General features: G+C 53.8%; 20 protein-coding genes and 1 riboswitch. Of the genes, 4 read left to right on the top strand and 16 right to left on the bottom strand.

The annotated features are described in order from the left end of the window. Positions 1–2 precede the first annotated feature (2 nt). The 4 genes from rsmA to lptD all read right to left on the bottom strand — a co-directional run bounded on the left by rsmA (position 3) and on the right by lptD (position 5562). On the bottom strand, positions 3–821 hold the full coding sequence (gene rsmA / locus KKH3_RS16780; RefSeq protein ID WP_039361638.1) for a 16S rRNA (adenine(1518)-N(6)/adenine(1519)-N(6))-dimethyltransferase RsmA: 819 nt from the start codon (positions 819–821) through the stop codon (positions 3–5). Beyond that, positions 814–1815 (bottom strand): 4-hydroxythreonine-4-phosphate dehydrogenase PdxA, encoded by a 1002-nt coding sequence (pdxA, locus tag KKH3_RS16775; protein ID WP_039361636.1) that lies wholly within the window; start codon positions 1813–1815, stop codon positions 814–816. Before pdxA ends, rsmA begins: the two co-directional genes overlap by 8 nt. Beyond that, positions 1815–3110: a peptidylprolyl isomerase SurA gene (surA, locus tag KKH3_RS16770; protein ID WP_039361634.1), complete on the bottom strand. Its 1296-nt coding sequence runs from the start codon at positions 3108–3110 to the stop codon at positions 1815–1817. Before surA ends, pdxA begins: the two co-directional genes overlap by 1 nt. Positions 3111–3198: 88 nt before the next feature. Continuing rightward, positions 3199–5562: an LPS assembly protein LptD gene (lptD, locus tag KKH3_RS16765; RefSeq protein ID WP_039362569.1), complete on the bottom strand. Its 2364-nt coding sequence runs from the start codon at positions 5560–5562 to the stop codon at positions 3199–3201. Between the two features lie 185 nt (positions 5563–5747). Here lptD and djlA point away from each other — a divergent pair, with 185 nt between their 5' ends. After that, on the top strand, positions 5748–6638 hold the full coding sequence (djlA, locus tag KKH3_RS16760) for a co-chaperone DjlA (protein WP_039361632.1): 891 nt from the start codon (positions 5748–5750) through the stop codon (positions 6636–6638). A gap of 81 nt (positions 6639–6719) precedes the next feature. On the opposite strand, the gene rluA is transcribed toward djlA, so the two are convergent. From rluA to KKH3_RS16740, 4 genes are all read right to left on the bottom strand, one after another. Beyond that, the gene (gene rluA / locus KKH3_RS16755) at positions 6720–7373 is read right to left on the bottom strand and encodes a bifunctional tRNA pseudouridine(32) synthase/23S rRNA pseudouridine(746) synthase RluA (RefSeq protein WP_039361630.1); all 654 of its coding nucleotides are present in this window, start codon (positions 7371–7373) and stop codon (positions 6720–6722) included. Between the two features lie 350 nt (positions 7374–7723). Then, a complete protein-coding gene (rapA, locus tag KKH3_RS16750; protein WP_039361627.1) occupies positions 7724–10627 on the bottom strand; it encodes an RNA polymerase-associated protein RapA in 2904 nt (967 codons plus the stop codon). A gap of 207 nt (positions 10628–10834) precedes the next feature. Beyond that, complete coding sequence (locus KKH3_RS16745) at positions 10835–13201, bottom strand: DNA polymerase II (RefSeq protein WP_039361626.1); 2367 nt, start codon at positions 13199–13201, stop codon at positions 10835–10837. A gap of 117 nt (positions 13202–13318) precedes the next feature. Further along, complete coding sequence (locus tag KKH3_RS16740) at positions 13319–14899, bottom strand: sensor domain-containing diguanylate cyclase (protein ID WP_039362565.1); 1581 nt, start codon at positions 14897–14899, stop codon at positions 13319–13321. Positions 14900–15046: 147 nt separating this feature from the next. On the opposite strand from KKH3_RS16740, the gene KKH3_RS16735 reads away from it, so the two are divergent. Beyond that, a complete protein-coding gene (locus KKH3_RS16735) occupies positions 15047–15817 on the top strand; it encodes a DedA family protein (RefSeq protein ID WP_039361624.1) in 771 nt (256 codons plus the stop codon). A 35-nt stretch (positions 15818–15852) separates the two neighbouring features. Here the strand turns inward: KKH3_RS16735 and ilvN are convergent, their stop codons facing one another. Both ilvN and ilvB read right to left on the bottom strand, forming a co-directional pair. Then, a complete protein-coding gene (gene ilvN, locus KKH3_RS16730; RefSeq protein ID WP_039362563.1) occupies positions 15853–16164 on the bottom strand; it encodes an acetolactate synthase small subunit in 312 nt (103 codons plus the stop codon). A 5-nt stretch (positions 16165–16169) separates the two neighbouring features. Continuing rightward, the gene (ilvB, locus tag KKH3_RS16725) at positions 16170–17834 is read right to left on the bottom strand and encodes an acetolactate synthase large subunit (protein WP_039361621.1); all 1665 of its coding nucleotides are present in this window, start codon (positions 17832–17834) and stop codon (positions 16170–16172) included. Positions 17835–18326: 492 nt separating this feature from the next. Between ilvB and KKH3_RS16720 the strand changes: the two genes are divergently transcribed. Then, positions 18327–19949, top strand: a complete 1623-nt coding sequence (locus KKH3_RS16720; RefSeq protein WP_039361618.1) for a family 43 glycosylhydrolase — start codon at positions 18327–18329, stop codon at positions 19947–19949. 4 nt (positions 19950–19953) lie between these two features. On the opposite strand, the gene thiQ is transcribed toward KKH3_RS16720, so the two are convergent. The 4 genes from thiQ to sgrR form a co-directional block, all read right to left on the bottom strand. Then, a complete protein-coding gene (gene thiQ / locus KKH3_RS16715; RefSeq protein WP_039361616.1) occupies positions 19954–20664 on the bottom strand; it encodes a thiamine ABC transporter ATP-binding protein ThiQ in 711 nt (236 codons plus the stop codon). Then, positions 20651–22258, bottom strand: a complete 1608-nt coding sequence (gene thiP, locus KKH3_RS16710; RefSeq protein ID WP_039361614.1) for a thiamine/thiamine pyrophosphate ABC transporter permease ThiP — start codon at positions 22256–22258, stop codon at positions 20651–20653. The genes thiQ and thiP overlap by 14 nt, the downstream gene beginning before the upstream one ends. Continuing rightward, the gene (thiB, locus tag KKH3_RS16705) at positions 22234–23217 is read right to left on the bottom strand and encodes a thiamine ABC transporter substrate binding subunit (protein ID WP_139338642.1); all 984 of its coding nucleotides are present in this window, start codon (positions 23215–23217) and stop codon (positions 22234–22236) included. The genes thiP and thiB overlap by 25 nt, the downstream gene beginning before the upstream one ends. A gap of 80 nt (positions 23218–23297) precedes the next feature. Further along, positions 23298–23394, bottom strand: a riboswitch (TPP riboswitch). 37 nt (positions 23395–23431) lie between these two features. Then, positions 23432–25090, bottom strand: a complete 1659-nt coding sequence (gene sgrR / locus KKH3_RS16700) for an HTH-type transcriptional regulator SgrR (protein ID WP_039361610.1) — start codon at positions 25088–25090, stop codon at positions 23432–23434. 89 nt (positions 25091–25179) lie between these two features. On the opposite strand from sgrR, the gene sgrT reads away from it, so the two are divergent. Further along, complete coding sequence (sgrT, locus tag KKH3_RS16695) at positions 25180–25344, top strand: glucose uptake inhibitor SgrT (protein WP_039361608.1); 165 nt, start codon at positions 25180–25182, stop codon at positions 25342–25344. A gap of 146 nt (positions 25345–25490) precedes the next feature. Here the strand turns inward: sgrT and KKH3_RS16690 are convergent, their stop codons facing one another. Together KKH3_RS16690 and KKH3_RS16685 are read right to left on the bottom strand one after the other, a co-directional pair. After that, positions 25491–26051 (bottom strand): helix-turn-helix transcriptional regulator, encoded by a 561-nt coding sequence (locus tag KKH3_RS16690; RefSeq protein ID WP_039361606.1) that lies wholly within the window; start codon positions 26049–26051, stop codon positions 25491–25493. 28 nt (positions 26052–26079) lie between these two features. Then, positions 26080–26343 (bottom strand): hypothetical protein, encoded by a 264-nt coding sequence (locus tag KKH3_RS16685; protein ID WP_234991521.1) that lies wholly within the window; start codon positions 26341–26343, stop codon positions 26080–26082. Positions 26344–26383: the final 40 nt, after the last annotated feature.

Below are 26383 nucleotides of genomic sequence, written 5' to 3'. Positions count from 1 at the left end.
AGTTATTCCTGTTTTGCAGGATGCTCGCTTAGCCAGTTCGCCAGTCGGCAATATTGCTCAACCGTCACATTCTCTGCGCGGCTGGTGACATCGATCCCCAAGGCCGTGAGAACGTCTGGGGTGAACAGGTTGCCTAGGCTGTTACGCAATGTCTTACGGCGCTGGTTAAACGCTTCCGTGGTGATGCGGCTCAGCACGCGAATATCACTGACCGGGTAGGGGATCTCGGCATGAGGCACGAGTCGCACTACGGCGGAATCAACTTTAGGTGCGGGCTTGAAGGCCTCCGGCGGTACTTCAAGCACCGGAATCACCTGACAATAATACTGTGCCATGACGCTCAGGCGTCCGAAAGCTTTACTGTTCGGCCCTGCCACCAAGCGGTTAACCACTTCTTTCTGCAACATAAAATGCATGTCGCGGATAGATTGAGTATAGGTGAACAAATGGAACATCAGCGGTGTGGAAATATTATACGGCAGGTTGCCGAAAACACGCAGCGGTTGCCCAGCCTGTTCAGCGAGCGCGGCGAAATCGATCGTCATGGCATCTTGCTGAATAATGGTCAGCTTGTCTTTCAGCGTTGGGTGTTTTTCCAACCGTGCTGCCAGATCTCTATCCAACTCAATAACGGTAAAACGATCCATTCGATCGCCAACGGGTGCGGTAAGTGCACCGAGGCCAGGGCCGATCTCGACGATCGCTTGACCTGGCTGAGGATGAATCGCCGAAACAATGCTATCGATCACGAAGTGATCGTTTAAAAAGTTTTGCCCAAAACGTTTACGGGCGAAGTGACCTTGGTGTACGCGATTATTCATTACTGTGTTTTATCATTTTAATGGCAAGATTTAATGCCGTGATGAAGCTGCCGGGGTCGGCGTTACCCGTCGCGGCCAGCTCAAGCGCTGTACCGTGATCGACCGACGTACGAATAAAAGGTAACCCCAGCGTGATATTAACGGCGCGCCCGAAGCCCTGATATTTCAGAACCGGGAGCCCTTGATCGTGGTACATCGCCAAAACGGCGTCAGCGTGTTGCAGATACTTAGGCTGAAAAAGCGTGTCGGCAGGCAACGGCCCAACCAGTGTAATGCCCTGCTGCCGTAGCTCGTCCAGTGCAGGATTAATGACATCCAGCTCTTCACGACCCATATGGCCGCCTTCACCGGCATGGGGATTCAGCCCACAGACATAAATCTGCGGTTGAGCGATGCCGAATTTGGTCTGCAAATCATGGTGCAAAATCGTGATGATTTCATGCAGGCTCTGGCGGGTAATCGCCGCAGAAACGGCTGCAAGCGGCAGATGCGTGGTCGCTAAAGCGACACGTAACTCTTCCGTCGCCAGCATCATGACGACACGCTTACAGCGGCTGCGATCGGCAAAAAATTCAGTGTGTCCGCTGAATGGGACACCGGCATCGTTGATAATGCCTTTATGCACCGGGCCAGTAATCAGCGCGGCAAATTCGCCGTTCAGGCAGCCATCACACGCCCGCGCCAGTGTCTCAACAACATAAGCGCTGTTAGCGACAGCCAAGTCACCTGGAATGATGGTTGCCGGTGCGGTGATAGGCAGAATGGTCAGGCTACCTGCCAGTTGTGGCTGTGCGGGCTGACCGGGTTGATAGTCACGCAGCGTCAGTGGCATAGACAGCTGCAATGCGCGACTGAGTAACAGGTCAGGATCCGCACAAATCACGAGCTCTACAGGCCAGGCCTGCTGAGCCAGAGCAATCACCAGATCGGGGCCAATCCCGGCGGGTTCGCCGGGGGTGATCACAACGCGTGGCGTATTGCTCTCAGTCTGCATTAGTTAGTGGCACCATTAATCACTTTGACATAAGCCGCTGCACGCTGCTCCTGCATCCAGGTTTGCGCTTCTTCCGCGAACTTACGATTAAAGATCATACGATACGCCTGCTCTTTTTGCGCCGCGTCGGTTTTGTCCACCTGACGGGTGTCCAGTAACTGAATCAGGTGCCAGCCAAAAGAGGAATGAACAGGCTGGCTGATTTCGCCTTTCTTCAGTTTCAACAGCGCATCACGGAAGGCGGGATCGTACATATCCGGAGAAGCCCAGCCGAGGTCGCCGCCCTGATTCGCGGAACCCGGATCCTGAGAGAGCAGTTTGGCTTGTGCGGCGAAATCGGTGCTGCCATTTTTGATCTGCTGTGCGACTTCGGCCAGCTTAGCTTGCGCCTGGCTGTCCGTCATGACGACAGAGGGTTTGATCAGAATATGACGAGCGTGCGTTTCAGTTACCGATACGCTTTTGTTACCGCCGCGAATATCGTTCACTTTCAGAATGTGGAAGCCCACACCAGAACGGATTGGGCCAACGACCTGACCTTTCTGCGCCTGCGTTAAGCGTTCAGCAAACAGCGTTGGGATCTCTTGCAGTTTTCCCCAGCCCATCTGGCCGCCTTTCAGCGCCTGAGAGTCGGCCGAATAAGTGATAGCCAGCTTACCGAAATCCGCCCCTTCGCTGATTTGCTTCACCAGCGACGTTGCCAGATTTTCCGCCTCATCAACCTGCTGCTGAGTGGGGTTTTCTGGCAATGGGATCAGAATGTGGCTCAGGTTCAGCTCATCATTTTCACCGGTCTGGTTGGCGATCTGCTTAGCCAGCGTATCGACTTCCTGCGGCAGGACGGTAATGCGACGGCGGACTTCGTTGTTACGCACTTCCGAAATCAGCATCTCTTTACGAATCTGGTTACGGTAGGTGTTGTAATTCAGACCTTCATAAGCCAACTGGCTTTTTAGCTGATCCAAAGACATCCGGTTCTGAGCGGCAATATTGCTAATCGCCTGATCCAACTGCTCATCCGTCACCTGAATACCCATCTTCTGCGCCATTTGCAGGATGATGTTATCCATGATCAGGCGGTCAGTAATCTGATGACGCAGCGTGGCGTCATCTGGCAACTGTTGCCCGGCCTGCTGGGCGTTCAGTTTTACCGACTGCAAAAGACTGTTTACATCACTTTCCAACACGACGCTGTTGTCGACCACTGCTGCGACTTTATCAACCACCTGTGGTGCTGCGAACGCGGTAGAGGCACTCAGTGCCAATCCGAGAATAAGCGTTCTCCAGTTCTTCATACCTTTCCCATTATTTCATCCGCAAGGCGGGTTAAAAGTTCCAACGTTTCAGTGATACAGCCTGTTTGCTACCACACTCTGGATGACATCAGAATGCGCGCTGGTAAGGCAAAATACCTGAACGCAGCATTTTTTCGGAACCCAGACTGTAATTGCTGCTTAAACCACGTAATTCGATATTAAACGACACTTTGTTGTCGTATTCGCTGCTGCGGCTGGTGCTGTTCCAGTCGGTAATTTTACGTTCATAACCGACGCTCACGGCCCAACAGCAGGTATTGTACTGTAACCCAATCAGCTGGTTTGCGGGCTGATTGGCCTTAGTATCGTAATAATAAGCCCCAACTACTGCCCAACGTTCGACAATCGGCCAGCTCGCGGTGACACCGACCTGCGAGATACCTTGCTGAGACCCCTGATTGGTCACGTTCGGCAGCATGTCGCGAATATATTCAGGGCTAGCGTAGCGGTAGTTTAACTGCACCAGACGTTCCGCATCGCGACGGTATTCTAACACGGCGTCGCCCAGCGCGACTTCGTTCAGACGATTGTCATACTGGAGACCCCCGCGAATGCCCCACCTGTCATCGATTTTCAGGAATGAATCTGTGGCCCACACCTGACTGCCGTTATTATCACTTTTATCGAGTGACGTATTGCGGTCGCCAGTACGTGGGCGATCGAAGTAATAGATTTGACCAATAGAAGCGTTAAAACGTTCAACCAACGCATCATCATAAATACGCGTGGTGACACCGGTCGCAATCTGGTTCGCGGACGCGATACGATCCAGCCCGCTGTAGCTGCGATCGCGGAACAGGCCGGAATAATCGGTCTGCATCAGCGTGGAGTCATAGGTATGGATGCTGCTTTGATCGCGATAAGGCACGTACAGATATTGCGCGCGAGGTTCCAGCGTCTGGGTATAGGCCTGCGACCAATCCATTTCGCGTTCAAAGACCATTTTGCCATCGACTTTATATTGCGGCATGACGCGGTTAACGGAACTCTGAAGTGCGTTTTTATTGACGTCGTTGACGGTAGGATCGGCACGATAGCGATCCAGATTTTCCTGTTGATAGTGCGTCGCTAACAGCTTGGCTTCGGTATTCAGACTAGCCCAGCGGTTTGCCAGCGGGAGATTCAGCGTTGGCTCAACGTGCAGACGAGTCGCTTCCGGTCGGTTGTCGTTGACGTTGGTAAATTTTACCGCCTGACCATAAAGGTGCATATCAAGTGGGCCGATATCATTTTGGTAATAATTGATATCGAGCTGCGGCTCAGCGCGGTAGACATCGCGGCTGGTTGCATTGGAAAAGACCTGGAATTGCTTGCTGGACAGCGTGGTGTCCCAGTTTTGATTCGCATAGCCTGCGCTGAGTTTTTGCGCGACGTAACCATCGGTGGTTGAACCGTAATGCGAATCGAGATCGGTAAAGTAGCGGTCGTCGCTGACTTTTGTGTAGTCCGCGTTAAAACGCCATACCTGATCCATCACGCCGTTGTGACCCCAGTGGAACAGCCAACGGTTGTCGTTGCTATCTTGTGGGGAGATTTTGGCGTATTCATTGTCGCTGGGTAACCAGTCGAACTGAATGACACCCAGACCCGGTGTGGTCAGGTAGCGGAATTCGTTCTGCCACTGCATACCACGTTTAGTTTGCAGATGCGGTGTGATCGTAGCGTCAAAATTAGGGGCGATATTCCAGTAATAGGGCGTCAGCAGTTCGAAGCCTTTGCTGCTACCGTATTTCGCATTGGGAATCAGGAAACCAGAGCGTCGTTTATCGCCGATAGGAAGCTGTAAATACGGGCTATAGAACACAGGTACGCCAGCAATCTTGAAACGTGCGTTCCAGATTTCAGCAACCTGCTCTTCTCTGTCTTGAATCACTTCCGAACCGACGACACTCCAGCTATTATCTCCCGGCAGACAGGAAGTGAAAGAGCCGTTTTCCAGAATGGTGTAGCGATTGCTGTCACGCATTTTCATTTTGTCGGCGGAACCACGCCCTTGACGGCCCACCATCTGATAGTCGCCTTCATAGACGTCGGTATCTTTGGTGTTCAGGTTGGCCCAGGCTTTAGGGCCTTTCAGGATAACCTGATTGTCGTCGTAGTGGACATTTCCCGTCGCAGTAATGGTACGCGTTGGCGCGCTACCCTGCGTTGCCGGATTCAACTGGTTCAGTTCCACCTGCTCGGCGGTCATGACGCTGTTGCCCTGCTGGATGTTAACATTGCCGATGAATTTGGCGTTGTCGGGATAGCTGGCTTCGGTTTTGTCAGCCTGAATATTGACCGGCAGCTGATTAGGATCGCCTGTTACCAGTGGTCTGTTGTACGTAGGTACACCCAGCATGCACTGTTCAGCGAGATCGGCCAGCGCGTGCTGACTGTAAAGCGCCGACCAAACCAGAGTGGCCAGCAGAGTTGGGAAACTTTTTTTCATACGTGGTATCAGGTGTTCCGTCATCAGGGGCATCATGCCGGCAAACGGTCAGAGACTATATCACTCGTTAGCGTTGCGCCAGTGTTAAATCCCCACCGCTTATACGCACCGCCGTTAGGTGCAAAGATAAATGACAGGTATGATAAAGCAATTTTTGGCTGACGGCATGAGGATTTGAGGAGTATATGCGGTATTGGGGAAAGTTGCTGGGGTTGGCGCTGGGAATCGTCTCAAGCGCTGGCATCTGGGGAATGATCATGGGCTTACTGATGGGGCATTGGATTGACAAAGCCCGGGCATCGCGTCGCCGTGATTATTTTTCCGCTCAGTCTACCCGCCAGTCATTGTTCTTTCTCACGACCTTTCAGGCCATGGGACACCTGACCAAATCCAAAGGTCGGGTGACGGAAGCCGATATCAAGATCGCGACCAAAATGATGGATCGGCTTGAGCTGTTTGGTGAGGCCAGAACGGCTGCTCAACGGGCTTTCCGCGAAGGAAAGACCAGCCATTTCCCTCTGCGACTAAAATTACGCAAGCTGCGCGATGCGTGTCTGGGACGTTTTGATTTAATTAAGATGTTTCTGGAAATTCAGCTTCAGGTCGCGTTTGTGGATGGCGTTTTACATCCGAACGAACGACGCGTGTTGTATGTGATTGCCGATGAGCTGGGTGTGACGCGTGAACAGTTTGAGTTCTTTCTGCGGAATATGGAAAGTCCCTCGGGGCAGCAGTCGCGGCAGAATCAATCGCGCCAGAACGGTAAATCACATCAGCGACGCAGTAACGGCCATTCCAGCGGGGGCTACTCTAACGGACACTCTTATGGCGGCCAACGCCCGGCCTCGCCGCCGCGAGGGCCTACGGTCGAAAGTGCCTGTCGTACGTTGGGCGTGCGCAGCAGCGATGACGCCGTGACGATTAAGCGCGCTTACCGCAAACTCATGAGCGAACATCATCCGGATAAGCTGGTCGCCAAAAAGCTTTCGCCGAGGATGATGGAGATGGCCAAGCGCAAAGCGCAGGATATTCAGGCTGCCTATGAACTATTGAAAAGCGCGAATCAGACAAAATAATCCGCATCCTTCCTTTCTTATTACTTCTCCGTTTTACCGCTCCACCAAACCCGATTTGAAAATACCGCCAGCGCGTTTGCCTCAGAAATCCGCTTCGCAACGAAAGTGCATCGGGGTATTGAAAGCCGGGTGCGTGATAGCCAGTTCTTGTGCATGCAGTAAAAGGCGAGGTGCCAGTGCTTTGGCATCGGGATGCGCATAAAATCCATCGCCGAGAATGGGGTGACCTAGCGCGAGCAGGTGGACACGCAGTTGATGGGAACGGCCGGTAATCGGCATCAGCTTGACGCGCGTCGTACCGTCAGCGTCACGCGAAAGTACCTGATACGCTGTCTGTGCGGCTTTTCCTGTTTCAAAACAGACTTTCTGTTTCGGGCGATTTGGCCAGTCGCAGATCAGCGGCAGGTCGATAACCCCTTCGTCCTGCGCCATATGTCCCCAGACGCGGGCAAGATAGTATTTCTTGGGTTCGCGCTCGCGAAACTGGCGCTTTAATTCGCGCTCTGCGGCTTTCGTGAGTGCCACGGCAATCACGCCGCTGGTTGCCATATCCAGACGATGAACGGATTCAGCCGTCGGGTAGTCTGCCTGAATGCGGCTCATGACGCTGTCTTTGTGTTCTGGCGCGCGGCCGGGAACCGACAGCAGACCGCTGGGTTTATTCACCACCATGATGTGCTGATCCTGATACAGAATATGCAGCCAGGGATCGGTAGGCGGATTATAGGGTTCCATTCACGCTCCAAAATACGCAAGAGACAGGGATGTCGTTGCTGTTTGACCGAGATACACGGGCTTATCACGGGGCGAGGTGTTCCTGCGGAAACCTCATCCCCGTGCTTTCCCTAATATGCAGCTATCCGTGTGCTGAAAAGTCTGGCTAACCATATATGCATAAGAGGTTGCTGACAAAGTCCGCAGAGCGGGGGTAACGGATAGATCGTAAAGACGCTGCAAGTACATCCATGTAAGCTCGGATTGCGCCATCCATGGCGCAAACGCTTTACTCTTCTATTCCGTTACTCCCGTTTTCATTCGGCGAATAGATTTGTCAACGGTCTGATGAGGCATATATGGGCGGCACATTACTGGTGCGTCACCACAACCAGACGAATAGCATCCAGACGCCAGTTTGCTTCATGGAGGTTGCTGAGTACCTGCTCGCGCTGGTTTTCCAGTGCAACCAACTCATCTTCACGAATGTTGGGGTTAACGGCTTTCAGCGCTTCCAGACGTTCTAATTCGCGGCGTAATTGCAGGTCAGCCTGCTCTTGAGCGTCGGTAATCAACTGGCGCGCCTGCGTTTCTACCAGCGCTTCTGCCTGTTGTAGCATCGCGTGAACGTCAGCCTGTACGGCATTCACCAGTTTACTGGACGTATGACGATTGACCGCGTTGAGCTGGCGGTTGAAGCTCTCAAACTCAACCTGTGCTGCCAGATTAGTACCTTTACGGTCCATCAGCAGACGAACCGGTGTTGGCGGCAAGAAGCGGGTCAGTTGCAGGTGCTTCGGTGCTTGTGCTTCCACAACGTAAACCAATTCGGCCAGCAACGTGCCGACCGGCAGCGCTTTATTTTTCAGCAGTGACACGGCGCAGCTTCCGGTATCGCCGGACAGCACCAGATCGAGTCCGTTACGGATAAGCGGGTGTTCCCAACTGATAAACTGTGCGTCTTCGCGGGAGAGCGCCTGATCGCGATCGAAGGTGATCGTACAGCCGTCTTGCGGCAGGCCTGGGAAATCTGGCACCAGCATATGATCGGATGGCGTCAGGATGATCAGGTTATCGCTGCGATCTTCCTGATTGATGCCAACAATATCAAACAGGTTCAGGGCGAACGTCACCAGATTGACGTCATTATCCTGTTCGGCGATGGCCTGCGCCAACAGCTGAGCCTGTTCGCCACCGTTAGAATGCATTTCCAGCAGGCGATCGCGGCCTTGTTCAAGCTGTTGCTTCAGGCTGTCGTGCTGCTGACGGCAAACATGAATAAACTCATCCAACCCCTGCTGTTCACCCACCGTCGTCAGTCGCTCGATCAGTTGCGTATGGTGCGCATCATAGATGGTGCGACCTGTCGGGCAGGTGTGCTCAAACGCATCCAATCCTTCGTGATACCAGCGAACCAGCAACGCCTGCGCGGTATTTTCCAGATACGGCACCATGATCTGAATTTCTTTGGCCTGCCCGATACGATCCAGACGACCAATACGCTGTTCCAGCAGATCAGGGTTGAATGGCAGATCGAACATCACTAAATGGCTGGCAAACTGGAAGTTACGGCCTTCAGAACCGATCTCTGAACAGATCAGCACCTGTGCGCCTTCTTCTTCGGAAGCAAAATAGGCGGCGGCGCGGTCGCGTTCCAGAATCGACAGCCCTTCATGGAAGACGGCGGCGCGGATCGCTTCACGCGTGCGCAGCACTTGCTCCAGTTGTAGTGCCGTCGCTGCTTGCGCACAGATCACCAGCACTTTTTCATCACGATTGGCCGTCAGGTAGTTTAGTAGCCATTCCACGCGCGGATCGAAGTTCCACCAGGTGGCATCGTCCCCTTCAAGCTGTTGGTAAATTTGTTCTGGATACAGCATGTCGCGGGCGCGCACTTCCAGCGCCTTATTTGCGTTCATGATGCCGGACACTTTAATCGCCGTTTGGTACTGCGCTGGCAGCGGCAGGCGGATTTGATGCAGGATACGCTGCGGGAAACCTTTAACACCCTGACGGGTGTTACGGAACAGCACACGGCTGGTGCCGTGGCGATCCATCAGCATGGTGATCAGTTCCTGACGCGCTTTCTGATTGTCATCGCTGTCGCTGTTGATCGCTTTCAGCAGCGGCTCGATGTCCTGCTCACCCAGCAGGTCGCTCAGCGCATTCAGCTCAGCCGTTTGGGCTTTTTCGCCTGCTAACAGCAGGGTGACGGCATCGGCAACCGGACGGTACTGCTGCTGCTCGGCAACGAATTCGTGGTAGTCGTGGAAACGGTTGGGATCGAGCAGGCGTAAGCGCGCAAAGTGGCTCTGCTGGCCGAGCTGTTCCGGCGTTGCGGTTAACAGCAGAACGGCCGGCGTGGCGCGTGCCAGTGTTTCAATGGCCTGATATTCCGGGCTAGGACTTTCTTCGTTCCAGACCAGATGATGGGCTTCATCCACCACCAGCAGATCCCAATCGGCGTTGACGAGCTGTGTAAAGCGCTGGGCGCTGCGTTGAACAAATCCCAGCGAGCAGATCACCAGTTGTTCGGTTTCAAATGGATTGCTGCTGTCCAGTTTGGCTTCGGCATAGCGCTCGTCGTCAAACAGGGAAAACAGCAGGTTAAAGCGGCGCAGCATTTCGACCAGCCACTGGTGTTGCAGGGTTTCCGGCACGACAATGAGCACGCGGTTGGCACGACCCGCTAGCAACTGCTGGTGGATGATCATCCCCGCTTCAATGGTTTTTCCCAGACCGACTTCGTCCGCCAGTAAAACGCGTGGCGCGTGGCGCTGGCCGACTTCGTGAGCGATATGAAGCTGATGGGGGATCAGGCTGGCACGCATGCCGCGCAATCCGCCCCATTGTTGCCGTGCCTGCTCGTTCTGATGCTTGCGGGCGCGATAGCGCAGGGCAAAGCGATCCATACGATCAATCTGCCCGGCGAACAGACGATCTTGCGGTTTATTGAACGTCAGTTTGCTGTCCAGAAAGACTTCACGCAGTTCCGCCGACGTTTCATCGTCCAGGCGTTGGCCGCAATACACCAGCAACCCTTTTTCTTCTCGCACGTCATCAACTTTGAGTTGCCAGCCTTCATGGCTGGTGACGGTGTCGCCGGGATTGAACATCACGCGGGTGATGGGGGCGTCGCTGCGGGAATAAAGTCGGTTTTCACCGCTGGCAGGGAAAAGCAGCGTAATCATACGCGTATCGACGGCAACAACCGTTCCCAGTCCAAGTTCGCTTTCCGTATCGCTGATCCAGCGCTGACCAAGTGTAAAAGGCATAAATTCTTAGCTCGATGTTCGTCTGTGTCGGAGGAGTGTCTGATTACATTATCGGGTGCCGATAATGCTGCTGATGCAAATTCAGAAAGGGCGTTATGGTAATGGATGACGGTGCGTTCGTCACCCCTCAAACTTGTTGTTGCTTGAATTAACCCCTTTCATTTAAAAACACGAATATCTGCCATTTAAAACATGAATCACTTTCATTTAAAACAAGCCCATCTGGCCTGTTATCCGTGTAGCAAAATCGTCGTGCAGGAAAGGCAGAATGGCGTCCGCGACTGGCTGGAGCTGGCGTTCGACATAATGCTGGTAATCCAGCGGTGAGTGCCGGGTTTCCAGCGGTTCGGGGCCGTTGACGGTCATTACATAGCTGATCCAGCCGCCGTTTTGGTATTGCAGCGGCCGCCCTTGCTGGCGGTTATAGTCATCGGCAATTTTAGCGGCTCTGGCGTGGGGCGGCACGTTACGTTGGTAATCATCGAGCCGACGGCGAAGCCGTTTACGGTAGATCAGCAGATCGTCAAAATCACCGTTCAGGGTACGATCGACATAATTCCGCAGCCAGTCTTGATAAGGCTGTTGCTGAAAAATCAGCAGGTAGAGCTGCTGTTGAAACTGCTGCGCCAGCGGTGTCCAGTCGGTGCGCACGGTTTCCAGCCCTTTGAACACCATTTTTTCGCCTTGTGGCGTGTCGATTAGGCCGGCGTAGCGTTTTTTACTGCCTTGTTCCGCGCCGCGAATCGTTGGCATCAGGAAGCGGCGAAAATGCGTTTCAAATTCTAGCTCCAGCGCACTGGTCAACTGCTGGGTGTCGTGCAGGTGCTGTGTCCACCACTGGTTAACGTGCTTCACCAATGTTTTGCCAATCTTTGCTGCGTCTTCTTCGCTGTGCGCGTGCTTCAGCCAGACAAAGGTGGAGTCGGTATCGCCATAAATCACCTGATAGCCTTGTTCCTCGATCAGTTCGCGCGTTTGGCGCATGATTTCATGGCCGCGCAGGGTGATGGAGGAGGCGAGACGTGGGTCGAAGAAGCGGCAACCTGTGGCGCCCAGCACGCCATAAAAGGCATTCATGATGATCTTGAGCGCCTGAGACAGTGGCTTATTGTTGGTGCGTTTAGCCGCTTCACGCCCTTGCCAAATTTGCTCCACAATCGCCGGGAGGCAGTGCTGTTCGCGGGAGAACCACGCCTCGCGAAAGCCGGGGACAGCGTGCTGGGCGTCAGGATTTTGTGTTCCCACCGCCAGCCCGACCGGGTCGATCAGGAACGTGCGGATGATCGAAGGGTAGAGGCTCTTGTAGTCCAGCACGAGTACCGAATCATACAGTCCTGGACGCGAATCCATCACAAATCCGCCGGGACTGGCTTCAAGCGGGACGTCACCCAGATTCGGGGCAACATAACCCATACGATGCATACGTGGTAAATAGAGATGGTAAAATGCGGCGACGGAACCCCCGCTGCGATCGGCCGCCAGCCCGGTGACGCTAGCGCGTTCCAGCAAGAAAGGCAGCAACTCGGTTTTGTCGAAAATACGCGTGACCAATTCGCAGTCTTGCAGGTTATAGCGAGCGAGAGCGGGCTTATCTTCGGCAAAACGACGGTCGATTTCATCCATTCGCTGATAGGGCGTGTCGATTGCTTTGCCTTCCCCGAGCAGCGATTGCGCGACAAATTCCAGACTAAACGACGCAAAGTTCCACGTCGCAGATTTGAGCGCTTCAATGCCGTCAATAATTAAACGGCCAGTGGCGCTGGCAAAAAAATGCCCCTGTTTAAAACCGTGTTCCCGCCATTCTAACGTCTGTCCGTTACGCCCCAATTTGAGCGGAATGTTGTAGCGCTCGGCATGTTTTTGCAGGACTCGCAGGTCAAACTGCACCAGATTCCAGCCGATGATGGCATCGGGATCGTGTTGCTGCATCCAGGCATTCAGTTTTTCCAACAGCAGCGGGCGGCTGGCGACGTACTCAAGAGTAAAATCTTCATGTTCGGCAGGCGTACCGTTCGGCGGGCCGAGCATGTAAACCTGGCGCTGTCCGCAGCCTTCCAGCCCGATGCAGTAAAGCTCGCCGTGGCGGGTGGTCTCGATATCCAACGACACCAGTTTGAGCGTCGGGCGGTAATCGGGATTCGGTTTCATGCGGACTTCCGTCATCACGCTATCTGACATTGGGGTACCGCTAAACCACACGGGCGCGGTGATAAAGCGCTCCATCAGAAAGCGTTCTGTCGGGCGAATATCCGCTTCGTAGACCAGAACGCCTCCTTCACGCAGCAACTTTTCCAGCCGTAGCAGCTGTCGGTATTGCGGGCAATATAGTCCCAGCAGCGGCTGATGGTGGAAATCCTGCATGGCGAGCGGTTTTAACTGCCAGCGTTTTTCATGCTGTAAAAGCGTTCTTGCACGGGTTTCCTGCTGTGCAGGAATAAAGGCAATGGCTTCTTGTACCGGCAGCCGTGCGAGCAGCGGGCCCTCATCGGTGGCCAGCCAGAATTCAACCTGCGTGCCTGCTGGTGTGTCGTTCCAGTGGCGGGTCAGTAGAAACCCCTGACGAACCTGAGTCACTAAGCGGCCTTTTATTGCAAGCGGGATAAGGGGAATGGTAAGGATAAGTATGGTTATTTATACAGGTGATGTCCAGCATCCTGGAACATCACCGAGATAAAGAAGGGGAAACGAGAATTAACTCTCGCTGCTTACGGCTGAAACCACGCGATTGCGGCCTTCCTGTTTAGCCTGATAGAGGGCTTCATCCGCCAGTTTGAAGGTACGCTCGATCGATATATTGCTCACACTCGGCTGCCATAGCGCGACACCTAATGAGATCGTAATGCTACCCACGACAGGAATCGTTGATTCCTGTGTGCGTTGCCGCAATCGCTCTGCAATGTCGAGTGCCACATCCAATGTGGTTTCAGGCAGCAGTATCAGGAACTCTTCGCCGCCGCTGCGGCACAGAATATCGGAATCACGCGAGCTGGTACGAATCAACTGTGACAAATAACGAATGACATTGTCCCCAACGTCATGGCCATAGGTGTCATTGATGCGTTTGAAGCGATCAATATCCAGCGCGATGACCGCAAAACTTTTCTGCCCCATCTGCCAGTAGCGGAGAGCGCTATCTAAGCCACGACGATTAAGCAGTTCAGTCATTGGGTCTGAGTGTGCCTCGGAACGCAACTTGCCAATCTTGCGCTGGAGTAAATCGATACCCAGTAACATCGCCTGTTTGAGCTGGGAGGCTTCGAAATACCAGGAGTGAATATTTCTGATATCGTCGGAGACGTCGGTTGCATCCATTTTATTGGCGCTGCGCGCCAACAGCCACAGCGGCTGGGCGATGAGTCGAGCCAACAGCCAGACGCATAAGATGGTTAAAAGCGCGAGTGGGAGCGTGTGGCGTAGCACGTTCAGCATTAGGCCATCCAGTGGTTTCAGCGTAATGTCCGTTGGGCGGAGCGCCACAATCTGCCACTGTGAGGTCGGCTCAACGGCATAGCCCGCTAACATCTTCTCACCCAGATAGTTCAGCATATGCTGGCTGCCATTCTTCTCATGCTGTGCGTCGATCTCCAGATTATTGGTCTCTGTTTTACCAATCCGTTCGATATCGCGGTGATACAGCATTCTTTTGTTCTTATCGGTGACGTAAATATAAGAACCGTCGCGATAATAGTGTTTGTCTAAGAGCGTATTAAGCACGCTTGGCTGTTTAAGGTAAATTGATCCCCCGATAAACCCTTTGTAACGGCCATCTCGCGTGAAGATCGGCGCAGATATCAGCACAATGAAGTTATTGGCAGCAGAGACATAGGGCTGGCTGATAAGCGGCTGCTTTTCTCTTAAGGCTTCAAGTGCGCCTTCGGTTGTCAGACTTCTTCCGATTAACTGGAACGTATCAGGAGACGTGGCTCTGACGATACCTTTTTCATCTGCAATGACGACAGAGTTGAAATTGCTGGTCTGTAGCCGTAGGCGGTCGGCTTCTTTTAGCAGGCTGACCTTATCATCCATCTGTGGGGCGACGATATTGGTACTGTAGGCTAACTGTTGCTGGGCCTCTTTAAAGAAAGAGCTGGTCATTGCCGCGAGTTTGGTGGCGTAGACGCGGTTTGCTTCCAGTGTGTTATCAATCAAAAGCTCTCGTTGGACGCGATAGCTGGCATAAAAACTGTTTGCCAGTGTTACCAAGGCGCTCGCCACTGCCAGAAGTAGGATAAGGCGTCGTAATCCGAAATGGTTGAGTAGTTTAAAAAACATAGTGGCAGTGCGGCACAGTGGTAAAAAATGACCGCTATCATAAGTGTTGATGCCCGTTGGTGCAAAAGAATTGACCAACAATCAGGAGTTGACGGCTTCTGCTATGATCCAGACAATCCTTGTTTTTATAACGTACGGGTAGGTTTTATGGAAGCGTGGCTGGATCATCTGGTTACTCAATCACTCGCGTATTCACTGATCGCCGTCATGCTGGTTGCCTTTCTGGAATCTCTGGCTCTGGTGGGGTTACTGCTGCCGGGCACGGTGATGATGGCGACGCTGGGGGCACTGATCGGCAGCGGACAAACGGGGCTTTACCCGGCGTGGGCTGCCGGGATTATCGGTTGTCTGTTAGGGGATTGGATTTCTTATTTCATCGGCATGCGTTTTAAGGCACCGTTGCATAACTGGTCTTTCCTGAAAAAGTACCAGGCGTTGTTGAATAAAACAGAATATGCCCTGTATCAGCATCCGATGCCGACGATACTGATCGGGCGTTTCGTCGGCCCGACGCGTCCGCTCATCCCAATGGTGGCGGGGATGTTGGGGTTACCGCCTTATAAATTTGCCGTACCGAATATCATCGGCTGCCTGCTGTGGCCACCGGCTTATTTTTTACCCGGCATTCTGGCTGGCGTGGCGATTGATATTCCTGCGGGGACGAACAGCGCAGGATTTAAGTGGCTGCTGCTAATTACTGCCGTCGTGGTGTGGGGGGCTGGCTGGCTAAACTGGCGTTGGTGGCGCAGTGATAAGCGTAAACATCGTGACTGGTTTAGCAGAAAGATGCCGCTCAGACGTCTGCGCTGGGTTGCGCCCGCGGTATCTGTGGCGGCGGTTGCTTTGTTGATCGTACTGATTCAGCACCCGCTGATGCCCGTTTACCGCCATCTGCTATGGCAGGTGTTAAACGGATAATGTTGGGCAGGCCGGGAAAGACCCGGCCAAGCCACTTAGCAGTAGAACTCGGCGACCTGCTCGAAAATACGCATTTCTTCACCGTGACGGCGTACCTGAAGGACATCCTCCAGTTTTTCCACCTGACTGATCATTTGCTGTAGCCGCTGGTCATCTTTGACCAGTAGCCAGATCCGGCTTTCCTCGCCATTTGCCAGCGGCATACACAGAATGCCTTCCACGTTAAATGCCCGACGGGCAAACAGGCCACAAACGTGTGACATCACGCCGGGGTGGTTGCGCACCGAGAGTTCCAGCGTGACCTGATTTGACGTTGATTGCGTTGGCGAAGTTAGTTGAGTTGACATAGTCATTAATCTCCGATCATATCGATGTTCGCGGCGCCCGGTGGCACGATAGGTAAAACTTTTTCATTGGCGTCAATAAGTACGTGGATCAGCGCCGGACCCGGTTGGTTGAGTGCCTCTTGCAGCGCGGCCTGTGGATCGGCGGCGGCGTTCAGATCGCAGGTTGCAAAGCCGAAGCCTGCGGCAATCGCGAGAAAATTCGTGCTGTAGCGGTAATCGGCCGCGAAGATGCGCTGTTGGAAAAACATATCCTGTTGCTGGTGAACCAGACCAAGAGACTGATTGTTCATCAGGACAATTTTTACGTTAAGTCCTTCTTCTGCCGCGGTCGCCATTTCCTGAATATTCATCATCAGGCTGCCATCACCCGAGAAACACACCACGGTGCGATCCGGTTCAGCCAGCGCCGCGCCAATTGCCGCTGGCAGGCCAAAGCCCATTGTCCCAAATCCACCAGATGTCAGCCATTGGCGTGGACGACGCAGCGGATAAGACTGCGCGACCCACATCTGATGCTGGCCGACATCGGTCGTGATGATGGCATCATCCGTCAGCGCCTGTGCCGTGGCCTGAACCAGACCATAATGGCTCAATGGATCGTCAGCGCCCGGCATGCTGAACGGAAATTCCTGTTGCAGCCTACGGACGGTTTCTCGCCATACGTCACGCTGCTGCGGCGCAATATGTGGCAGTAACTGATCCAGCGCTTGTGCGACATCTGCGTTGATCGCGACATGTGGCTGGCGGATCTTGCCCAGTTCGGCGGGATCGATATCGATGTGAATGATGCTGGCATTCGGGCAAAACTGCTCCGCTTTACCAATCGCGCGATCGTCAAAACGCGCACCCAGCACAATTAACAAATCTGCCTGCTGTAAGATCAGATTGGTTGATCGTGCGGCGTGCATGCCCAGCATACCGAGCGACAGGGGATGATCGACAGGCATCGTACCCAGCGCCATCAGCGTCATGGTGGTTGGCAGGCTGGAACGTTCCGCCAATTGAACCGCCTGTTCGTGCGCGGCACCGCTAATAATTCCGCCACCGAGATAGAGCACCGGTCGCTGAGCCGCGTTAATCATGGCCGCAGCACGTTCGATTTCCTGATGGGCGATGGCGGGTGGCGTATCGAGAGGAAAGACGCCTGGCAGCTCGCTCAGCTCAATGGTCGCGTTCTGGATATCTTTTGGAATATCGATCCATACCGGGCCGGGACGACCCGACTGCGCAATACGAAAAGCTTCAGGGATCACGCGCGGCAGTTCGTTGATGTCGCGAACCAGATAGTTATGCTTGGTGACGGGAATAGAAATGCCGTAGGTATCGACTTCCTGAAACGCATCGGTACCGATCATGCTGGAAGGCACCTGACCGGTGATACATACCAGCGGGATCGAATCCAGTTTGGCATCGGCGATGGCGGTGATCAGATTGGTCGCCCCCGGACCGCTGGAAGCCATACAAACCGCAGCGCGCCCGTTGGCACGCGCCATGCCTTGTGCCATAAATCCCGCGCCTTGCTCGTGGCGAGCCAGAACGTGGCGAATCGTCTTACTTTGACCCAATGCATCATATAACGGCAGAGCTGCACCGCCGGGAATGCCCGCTACGGTAGTGATGCCCTGCTGTTCGAGCAGCCGAACAATTAACTGAGCGCCTGTATAACGCATGTTTACATCCTTCATCAGGGCCGGTGCGGTGTCGGAACGGGGAGGGTAGAAATAAGAAACCCCGCTCGGCTTGCGCCGGCGGGGTTTGAGAATCTTCGATTCGGAACCCGTTACGGCGCGCTGCCGACGACGACCACGCGCACGACGACGACCGCGTCAACATGCGCGGTGTGTAGTAGTGCTGAAGTGGAAGAAGCGTAGTGTGTCACGGGAATCCTATTTATGTTCGAGTTATTGATGGTCGAGTGTTGTGTTCGAATGAGTTATTCAATCTTCAATCCATATAAGCACAGCAGTATAAAAAGACACAATACCTACAAGGTATAAAAACTGAATATGTCGAATTGGTCACAGTATATTGAAAACTTTACGGCGTTCTTGCCGCTTGATTTTTCGCCACACAACCCAAGAATCGTGACTTTTTTCACAATTGGAACGGCGTTTCAATGTTATAAATTATAAAATAATCATTGAGATAGTGGATGGTGATAAATGGGCGTGTCCCGAGTGGTGGGGAAAGGCGTATTGAGCGGTATCTTACTGATGGCAATGGGGATCGGCCAGACGATGGCCTGTCAGGCTGGCCCCGCCAACGAATGGATGCGGGGTATTGAGCAGCAGCGTCAGGCGGATTTGGGCAATGGCTGTTATCTCAATCCGATTATTGCGGGCGATCATCCGGACCCCACGATTATCAAGGATGGGGAAGATTACTACATGACGTTCTCGTCATTTGACGATATCCCCGGACTGCTGATTTGGCACTCGCGCGATTTAGTGAATTGGGAGCCGCTGGGCCCGGCGATTACAACACCTGTTGACGCGATTTGGGCACCGGATTTGGTGAAGCACAACGACAAATACTATATCTACTTCACCACGAATCGGATTATCGACGCCAAAGGAACAAAAAAGAAAACGCTGTATGTGATTACCGCCGATGATATTCATGGACCGTGGACGCCGCCGAAAGATACCGGTTTGAAAAATCCGGCTAGCGATCCTGGCCATGTGGTAGGAGAGGATGGTAAGCGTTACATCTTTATGTCGGGCGGCAACCGCGTGCAATTAACGGACGACGGGCTATCGACGGTCGGTGAAATGGCGGTGGTCTATCAGGGATGGCAGTACCCGGAAGAGTGGGATGTGGAAAGCTTCTCGCAGGAAGGGCCTAAGATGCTGCGCCACGGTGACTACTTCTACATGGTGCTGGCGGAAGGTGGAACGGCGGGGCCACCGACCGGACACATGGTGATTGCCGCGCGCTCCAAATCGATCAACGGACCGTGGGAAAACTCGCCGCATAACCCGATCATCCGTACGCAGGATCGTTCAGAGAAATGGTGGTCGCGCGGCCATGCCACGCTGATCGAAGGGCCGGATAAAAATTGGTACATGGTGTACCACGGCTATGAAAACGGCTTTATGACACTGGGGCGTCAGGCGATGTTGGAGCCGATCGTTTGGGGTGATGATGGCTGGTTTACGTCCGCCGGATTCGATACCGGTAAACCGATTCGCAAACCGGAAGGGGGCGAGGCGGTGCCTCACGGCATTGGCTGGTCTGATAGCTTTACCGACGAGAAATTTCCGGCTCGCTGGCATTTCTATCGTGCTAATGCGGAGGAGCTGAAGCGGGTCACGCTTAGCGACGGCAAGCTGCACTTGAAGGCAAAAGGCACGTCGCCGAAGGACAGCGCGCCGCTGACGATGATCCCTGGCGATCAGGCTTACCAGATTGAAGTCACGGCAAATTTTGCCTCTGGCGCACAGGCAGGGTTGCTGCTGTTCTATAACGCGAAGCTATACGTCGGGCTGTCGTTTAATCAGGACGGCACCATCATGCAACGCTACGGGCTGGAAAGGGCGGAAAAGAAACTGCCGCATGTTACGGGCAATGAGGTGCAGATTCGGATGAAAAACGATCGCCATATTGTGACGTTCTACACTCGCACCTCGGATCAGGAGCCGTGGAAGAAATACCCGGTACAGATGGAAGTCTCCGGTTACCACCACAATGTGGCTTATGACTTCCTCAGCTTACGACCCGCGTTGTATGCGTCGGGCGAGGGCGAGGTTACGTTCAGCAACCTGCGCTATCAGGCGTTGCCTTAATTCTTCAATCCGAAGACGGACGTGAAATTCCCAGGATGGCGGCCGCGTCGGCGCTGCCATCCTGTAGCGCCTGAGTCGGCCCGTCATAATAAATCTGCCCGTCCACGATCAGCACCGTACGTTTTGCGATCCGCATGGCATCATCCAGATTGTGGGACACCATCAACAGCGTGAATTGACGCTCCTGACACACACTTTCAACCAGATCGAGCATCTCCTGACGCAGCGCGGGATCGAGTGCCGAGAACGGTTCATCCAATAGCAGAATCGGCTGATGACGCACCAGACAGCGTGCCAATGCTGCCCGCTGACGCTGCCCGCCAGAAACCTGTGAAGGTAGACGATCCAGAAGATCGGCGAGGCCGACCCGATCGGCAATCTGCCGTAACGTCTCGCGCTGTTCTGCACTAAGCCGCAGGCCGGGATGTAACCCCAGTGCGATGTTTTGCCCGATCGTCAGATGAGGAAACAGGTTATTTTCCTGAAACAGAATCGAAACCGGTCGTTTAGCGGGAGCCGTCTCGAGGTGAGATTCGCCGTTAAGTCGTAATTCCCCGCTGTCTGCCATCAGGAAGCCCGCAACCAGATTCAGCAGCGTGCTTTTCCCTGCGCCGCTGGGGCCGAGGATAGCGATGCGCTCGCCCGGTTTGACGTGAAAATCAAAACGCATGGGCAAGTGCTGATAAAAGTAGGTCAATTTCTCAAGCGCGATCATGACGGCCTGCCAGTTTCTCAATCAGGGTAAATAACATAAAGCACAGCAGCATCAACAGCAGCGCCGTGACCGCGCCGTCGGTGCTGCGATAGGAACCAATTTGCTGGTACAAATAGAACGGCAGCGTGCGGAACTGCTCATTACCGAACAGCGCGATGACGCCGAAATCACCAATCGACAGCACGCAGGCAAAAGCTAACGCCTGCGCCAGCGGCTGTTTTAGCGCGGCGAGTTCGATCAACCTCAGTCGCTGCCAGCCGCGAATATCCAGTGACGTGCAGAGTCGGTTGTAGCGTTCGGCAACGTCCAGCATCGGGTTTTCCAACACTTTGATCGCGTAGGGAATTGCCATTAGCGCGTTGGTGAACACCACCAGTGCGTAAGGGGATTGCGGTAGCCCGATGCTGTTATTCAGCAGCAGGAAAAAGCCGGTTGCCAGCACAATGCCCGGCATCGCGAGGATGAGCATACCGCTCAGGTTCATCAACTGCCCGTAGAGTGGTTTCTGGCGTAATTTTAGCTCGCGGCTGCTCCAGAGCAACATCATGGTTAGCACCAGACACAGTAGCCCCGCGCCCAAGGCAATGCGCAGCGAGGTAAACAGCGTTTGCCAGAGCACGGGCTGTTGCAGCACGGTAACCAGCGATCGGTTTACGCCATCTACCACCACGGCCAGCAAGGGGGGAACGACCAACAGTAACAGTGCACCGATCAGCAGACCATCGGTGAGGCGGCTTAAGGCGCTATCCTGCGGATTACGCCAGGCAAGCTGTTGTGTACTGCCTACGGGTAGAATGCGTCCCAGCCGCTGGCTCAGCAGCACTAAACCCAGACAGCAAATCATCTGAATTAACGCCAGCAGCGCCGCGCGTGCCGGATCGTAATCAAAACTTAATGCCTGATAGATAGCCAGCTCAATCGTGGTCGCCTGCGGGCCTCCGCCCAGTGACAGCACCGTCGCAAAGCTGGCAAAGCAGAGCATAAAAATCAGCGCGCCGGTCGGTAAAATCTGTCGGCGCAGGGCGGGCCATTCCAGCAAGCGGAAATGTTGCCAGCTGTTCATGCCCAGATTGGTGGCCAACTGACGCTGCTCGGTAGCGATGCCTTCTAACGACTGCAACAGCAATCGCGTCGCCAGCGGTAGATTGAAGAAGACATGCGCCAGCAGGATGCCCTGCAATCCATAGGGCGAAAACGTGTATTTCAGGTCAAACCAGCCCAGCGCAGAGGCCAGCCAGCCTTGTCTACCATAAACGCTGAGCAGGCCAAAAACGGCGACCAGCACGGGCAGCACCAGCGTCATCGCGCACAGGCGCAGCAGCCAGCGGTGACCGGGAAAGCGCCGCCGATACAGCGCTCTGGCGAGAAAAATGGCCGGAACGGTAGAGAAAAACGCAGAAAGAAAGGCCTGCCAGAAGGTAAAGCGAATGACATGCCAGAGATAGCTGTCATGCCATAGCGTGCGCCACTGGCTTTCGGGCGCCTGTAGCCACAGCGCACCGAAAGCCAGGGCGGCAACGGAAATTAACAGCGTTGTGGCCAGCAGCCCTGGCCACAGACGTCCGCCGATCAGTGGCTGACGGCGCGTTGCCATGCCTGAATCCACTGCGTCCGTTGGTCGGCAACGTCCTGAGCGCTGAACTGCATGGCCTTCTCAGGAACCGCGAGCGCCGCGAAGCCCGCGGGCAGGTCGGTTTTAACCGCCGGATACATCCAGTTCGTGGTAGGAATCGCCTGCTGGAAGGTTGGGCTCAGGATGAACTGCATAAAGCGTTTTGCCAGTTCGGGATTTTTGCTGGAAGCCAACTGCCCGGCGATTTCAATTTGCAGATAGTGCCCTTCGCTAAAGGTGGCCGCCGCGTAGTTGTCTTTCTTTTCTTCAATGATGTGATAGGCCGGTGAGGTGGTGTAGCTCAGCACCAGATCGGCTTCCCCTTTCAGGAACAGGCCATAGGCTTCGCTCCAACCTTTGGTGACGGTAACGGTTTTTTTCGCCAGCTTCTGCCAGGCTTGCGGTGCGTCGTCGCCGTACACTTTCTGCATCCATAACAGCAGACCCAGTCCCGGCGTGCTGGTGCGCGGATCCTGATAGATCACTTTCCACGGTGCATTGCTGTCCACCAGTTCATGCAGGCTTTTCGGCGGGTTTTTCAGCGTGTCTTTGTTATACACAAACGCGAAATAGCCGTAGTCGTAAGGAACGAACGTCTTATTGTTCCAGCCGCCCGGCACCGTGACAGCGCGGGTGTCCTGACCGTGTGGCGCAAACAGGCCGGTTTGTTCTGCTGCCTGCAACAGGTTGTTGTCCAGCCCCAGAATGATGTCCGCTTTGCTGTTTTTGCCTTCCATACGCAGACGGTTCAGCAGCGAGGCACCGTCTTCCAGTGCGACGAAATTCAGTTCGCACTCGCACTCTTTTTCAAACGCGGTCTTGATGACGGGGCCCGGACCCCATTCGGAAGCGAATGAGTCATAGGTATAAACCGTAAGCGCGGGCTTGGCGAAAGCCGAAGCAGAGAGCAGTAACAGGCAAGGCAGGCTGGTTTTCAGCACGGTGGCTGAACAGTGTAGTAATTGATTTAACACTTTGCACTCCTGATAATCATAGGGTGGCAAAGGATTTTGAGGCAGCAATAAGCCGCACTCTCAAATCCCTTCGCCGGTATTAACCGGATCAGGTTCGACGGGTATCTTCTCAGCGAAAAATTTTCCGCACCCCGTTGAGAACGGCACATTGTAAAGGGTAAAGCCTTGCAGCGAAAGGCTCTCAGTGTTCCGGTGGTGCAAACCAGGCGGATTTAAAATCAAACCAGCCCAACATATTCATCCTGACGCCGCGCATACTGCGCTGGCCTTGAAGTTGCAGCCAGTGATGTAACAGCGGATGCAACTGACCACTTGCGATCAGTTTTTCACACCACTCTGCCATGGGTAGCGTGTGATTGCGCCACTGTTGCGCATCGGCGAGCAGATCGTCGTCCAGACAGTGTTGTAGCAGCGGGAGTTCGTAGAGCATCGCGAACAGGGAGAATTCGAGCGGCAGGTAGCAATTCAGGCTGCCAAACCAGATATCGCTCTCGGCATTGCCCTGATGCCAATCTTCGTAGCTAACCGTCTGGACATGCAGTTTGACGCCATGCTGTGCCAGCAGTGTGCGCATAATCTCGCTTAATATCCGGTATTCAGGGTGTGCCTGATAGAACGTGAGCGTGACCTCGGTTAACCCTTGGGGAATAGATTGCGGTACATCAGGTCGATGATGATGCCAGCGTGGCAGCAGGCTATAGGCCGGTGACCAGTCGCGCTGGTTGCTGGTATTGGCGTGGCTGAGCAGTGAGATAGGGTTAAATACCTGTCTAAGCCACTGTTGAGCTTCTGGCCATGATGTTAACGAAGAACGTTTGTCGAACAGGAGGAAGTAGCCGCCTTCTTCCATCCGGCTTTCCAGTTGTTCGTGACGAGAATTATCAGACTGGAGTTGAATGGATACTGGCATTTCCTCCGGTTCGTCCGGCAGAACCCAGATATTGACCTCATCAATCAACGCCCGATAGCCAAAATAATCATCGAAGGCGCGAATTTTCAACTGATTACTATTATTGCGCACCACAGCATAAGGGCCGGTGCCAATGGGGTGTTGGGCAAAATCCGGTAGCGTTTGCCACTCTTGCGGCAAAATCATGGCGTGCACGCTGCCTAATAGCCACGGTAGCCATTTATCCGGGCTGTTTAGCTGGATGTCGATCACGAATGGCATCGGTGACGTGACGGCTTCAATATGAGAAAAAAGCGCAAGCGGGGTAAGGCGAGAGAGTGACGTGGTGATATCGTCCATCGTGAGCTCTCGTCCATGATGAAAGCGAATAGCTGGACGCAGATAGAAGCGCCAGTGCAGGGGAGAGAGCATCTGCCAATGATGAGCAAGGTCGGGTTTAATTTCCCCATTTTCCTCATTTATATTGGTGAGCCCGCTGAAAATTTGTCGTGCAATATGCATTTCCGAACGTCGTAGCGCCGATCCGGGCAGTAAATTGCGTAATGGCCGGTAATAGAGGATGCGCAAAATATGCTTTCCTTGTCGGAAGCTCCGCCCAAGGTGGGCAAGTAGCATCTGGCGCACGGCTTCTTTATCACCCACCAACTGCACCAATTGCTCAATGCGATCCTGCTCCAGCAGATCTTCGGCGCGCTGCTGCTGTAACGCTAATCCGGTATACACAAAGGAGAGCTGCGAGCGTTTTCCTCTGCCTGCTTCAGCCTGCCAGATAAGCCAGCCCTCTTGCTGCATCGCATTCAGCAGCGAACGGATATGGCGGCGTGAGCAGTTTAATACGCCCGTCAGCTCTTGCAGCGTGGTGTCGGTGGTTTGTCCCTGAAAATGTTGCCACAGGCGGATGAACTGTTGTTGCAATCGAGGGGAAGACATAAAGAGGAACTCCCTGCACTAAAGTCATCAATTTATCTTTCCCTATATTACGTCGATACTTTCTCACAAGGAAAGAAAGGAGGTGGCTTATGGCGATTTCCCGTTTGTACCTGTTCTATCGAACCTACTTATCGACCTGTCAAGCGAAGTGGTTGCGATGGATGTCTGCCCAACAGCGCGTTGCATTACTACAACAGGCGACGCAGTGGCACCTGAAAGACATGTCTGACGACGAGTACCGTCATTGGCTCTAGGTGGTGCAAGGAAACGTATTCTGAGTAATGGTGGCGTTTCACCAGCCAGCGAGTTTTTCGCTGGTTTTTTTTATGGTGTTTACCTGTATCTCTCTTTTTGGCTGTCGCGGATGATTTGCATGGTAAGGAGATATCAGCGGCGTTGTTTACGTGATGATTTGTTCACGTAATGGCATACCTTCGCTGAGCAATGCACAATAACGTGCTAATTCGTCCTGCTGACGGGCATTGCGTATCTGCAAGGCCAGATTAATTGTGGCAAGCTCCTGAGCATTATCGGCTAATTCTTGTGGTATTTTTTTTTGTTTGGCTAGCCAATCGGCGACATCGCTCCATTCCCACAGCGGTGATGTACCGCGTAAGCGCTGGACCGGGGAGGGGAAATCACCTGCACCACGTTTTCCGTCTTTGAGAAGCGCAATCGCCTGACGAGACAGCGAGGATAAGGCCGCGATGTCACTGAGCCCAACCCAGGCTGCATCGACAGAGTGGACTCTGGCTTGGATGCTTGCGGACTCGATATCGTGAATTGCACTGATAACCGCGGTAGAAAAATACTGGCTTTCTCGATCAAATTCGAGATAGACGGCGCTGCCATAGAAGCAGACCAGAGCGTCGTTGCAGCCGCTGGCAAAAAGTGCATCTTCCAGACCAGCCGTATCTGCGGAAACGCCCGCTAGCGTGAGAGAAAAGTGATACGTTGTCATAAATTCCTCGTTAAGCCGTATATATCTTCTATTGTTTCAACATAGTCAGGCAGCTATCGACGTTGTGGCGGATCTGCTTTGCGTGATTTTCTGGGACTGATGGCGTGGACCAAATACTCATCATATGGGTACGGTGGTCCGGTGCGCCGCAGATAAGCCTGCCAAATGCATATCCGTTGCTGGGATAAAAACGCCAGCCCTGCGCTAATGCGTATTCAATGGCTGCCTGAATATGCTTGTTTGGGTGTTTTTCATCGCGATATAGGGTCATGATATGTTTGCGTGTTGACATATGTCAACATTGGCGTTTGTCGAGAATGCAATATACCCAC

Source organism: Pectobacterium actinidiae (assembly GCF_000803315.1).
Lineage (GTDB): Bacteria > Pseudomonadota > Gammaproteobacteria > Enterobacterales > Enterobacteriaceae > Pectobacterium > Pectobacterium actinidiae.
Note: the sequence above shows the minus strand (reverse complement) of the source record. Positions and strands in the feature narration are given on the sequence as shown.

Bases quoted from the DNA above. Each gene is read 5' to 3' on its own strand.
- sgrT (WP_039361608.1), top strand. From the start codon at position 25,180: ATGGCGATTTCCCGTTTGTACCTGTTCTATCGAACCTACTTATCGACC.
- KKH3_RS16690 (WP_039361606.1), bottom strand. From the start codon at position 26,051: ATGACAACGTATCACTTTTCTCTCACGCTAGCGGGCGTTTCCGCAGAT.
- lptD (WP_039362569.1), bottom strand. From the start codon at position 5,562: ATGAAAAAAAGTTTCCCAACTCTGCTGGCCACTCTGGTTTGGTCGGCG.
- pdxA (WP_039361636.1), bottom strand. From the start codon at position 1,815: ATGCAGACTGAGAGCAATACGCCACGCGTTGTGATCACCCCCGGCGAA.
- ilvB (WP_039361621.1), bottom strand. From the start codon at position 17,834: ATGCGTTATACAGGCGCTCAGTTAATTGTTCGGCTGCTCGAACAGCAG.
- surA (WP_039361634.1), bottom strand. From the start codon at position 3,110: ATGAAGAACTGGAGAACGCTTATTCTCGGATTGGCACTGAGTGCCTCT.
- rluA (WP_039361630.1), bottom strand. From the start codon at position 7,373: ATGGAACCCTATAATCCGCCTACCGATCCCTGGCTGCATATTCTGTAT.
- KKH3_RS16720 (WP_039361618.1), top strand. From the start codon at position 18,327: ATGGGCGTGTCCCGAGTGGTGGGGAAAGGCGTATTGAGCGGTATCTTA.
- ilvN (WP_039362563.1), bottom strand. From the start codon at position 16,164: ATGTCAACTCAACTAACTTCGCCAACGCAATCAACGTCAAATCAGGTC.
- rapA (WP_039361627.1), bottom strand. From the start codon at position 10,627: ATGCCTTTTACACTTGGTCAGCGCTGGATCAGCGATACGGAAAGCGAA.
- KKH3_RS16685 (WP_234991521.1), bottom strand. From the start codon at position 26,343: ATGTCAACACGCAAACATATCATGACCCTATATCGCGATGAAAAACAC.
- thiP (WP_039361614.1), bottom strand. From the start codon at position 22,258: ATGGCAACGCGCCGTCAGCCACTGATCGGCGGACGTCTGTGGCCAGGG.
- rsmA (WP_039361638.1), bottom strand. From the start codon at position 821: ATGAATAATCGCGTACACCAAGGTCACTTCGCCCGTAAACGTTTTGGG.
- thiQ (WP_039361616.1), bottom strand. From the start codon at position 20,664: ATGATCGCGCTTGAGAAATTGACCTACTTTTATCAGCACTTGCCCATG.
- KKH3_RS16735 (WP_039361624.1), top strand. From the start codon at position 15,047: ATGGAAGCGTGGCTGGATCATCTGGTTACTCAATCACTCGCGTATTCA.
- KKH3_RS16740 (WP_039362565.1), bottom strand. From the start codon at position 14,899: ATGTTTTTTAAACTACTCAACCATTTCGGATTACGACGCCTTATCCTA.
- djlA (WP_039361632.1), top strand. From the start codon at position 5,748: ATGCGGTATTGGGGAAAGTTGCTGGGGTTGGCGCTGGGAATCGTCTCA.
- sgrR (WP_039361610.1), bottom strand. From the start codon at position 25,090: ATGTCTTCCCCTCGATTGCAACAACAGTTCATCCGCCTGTGGCAACAT.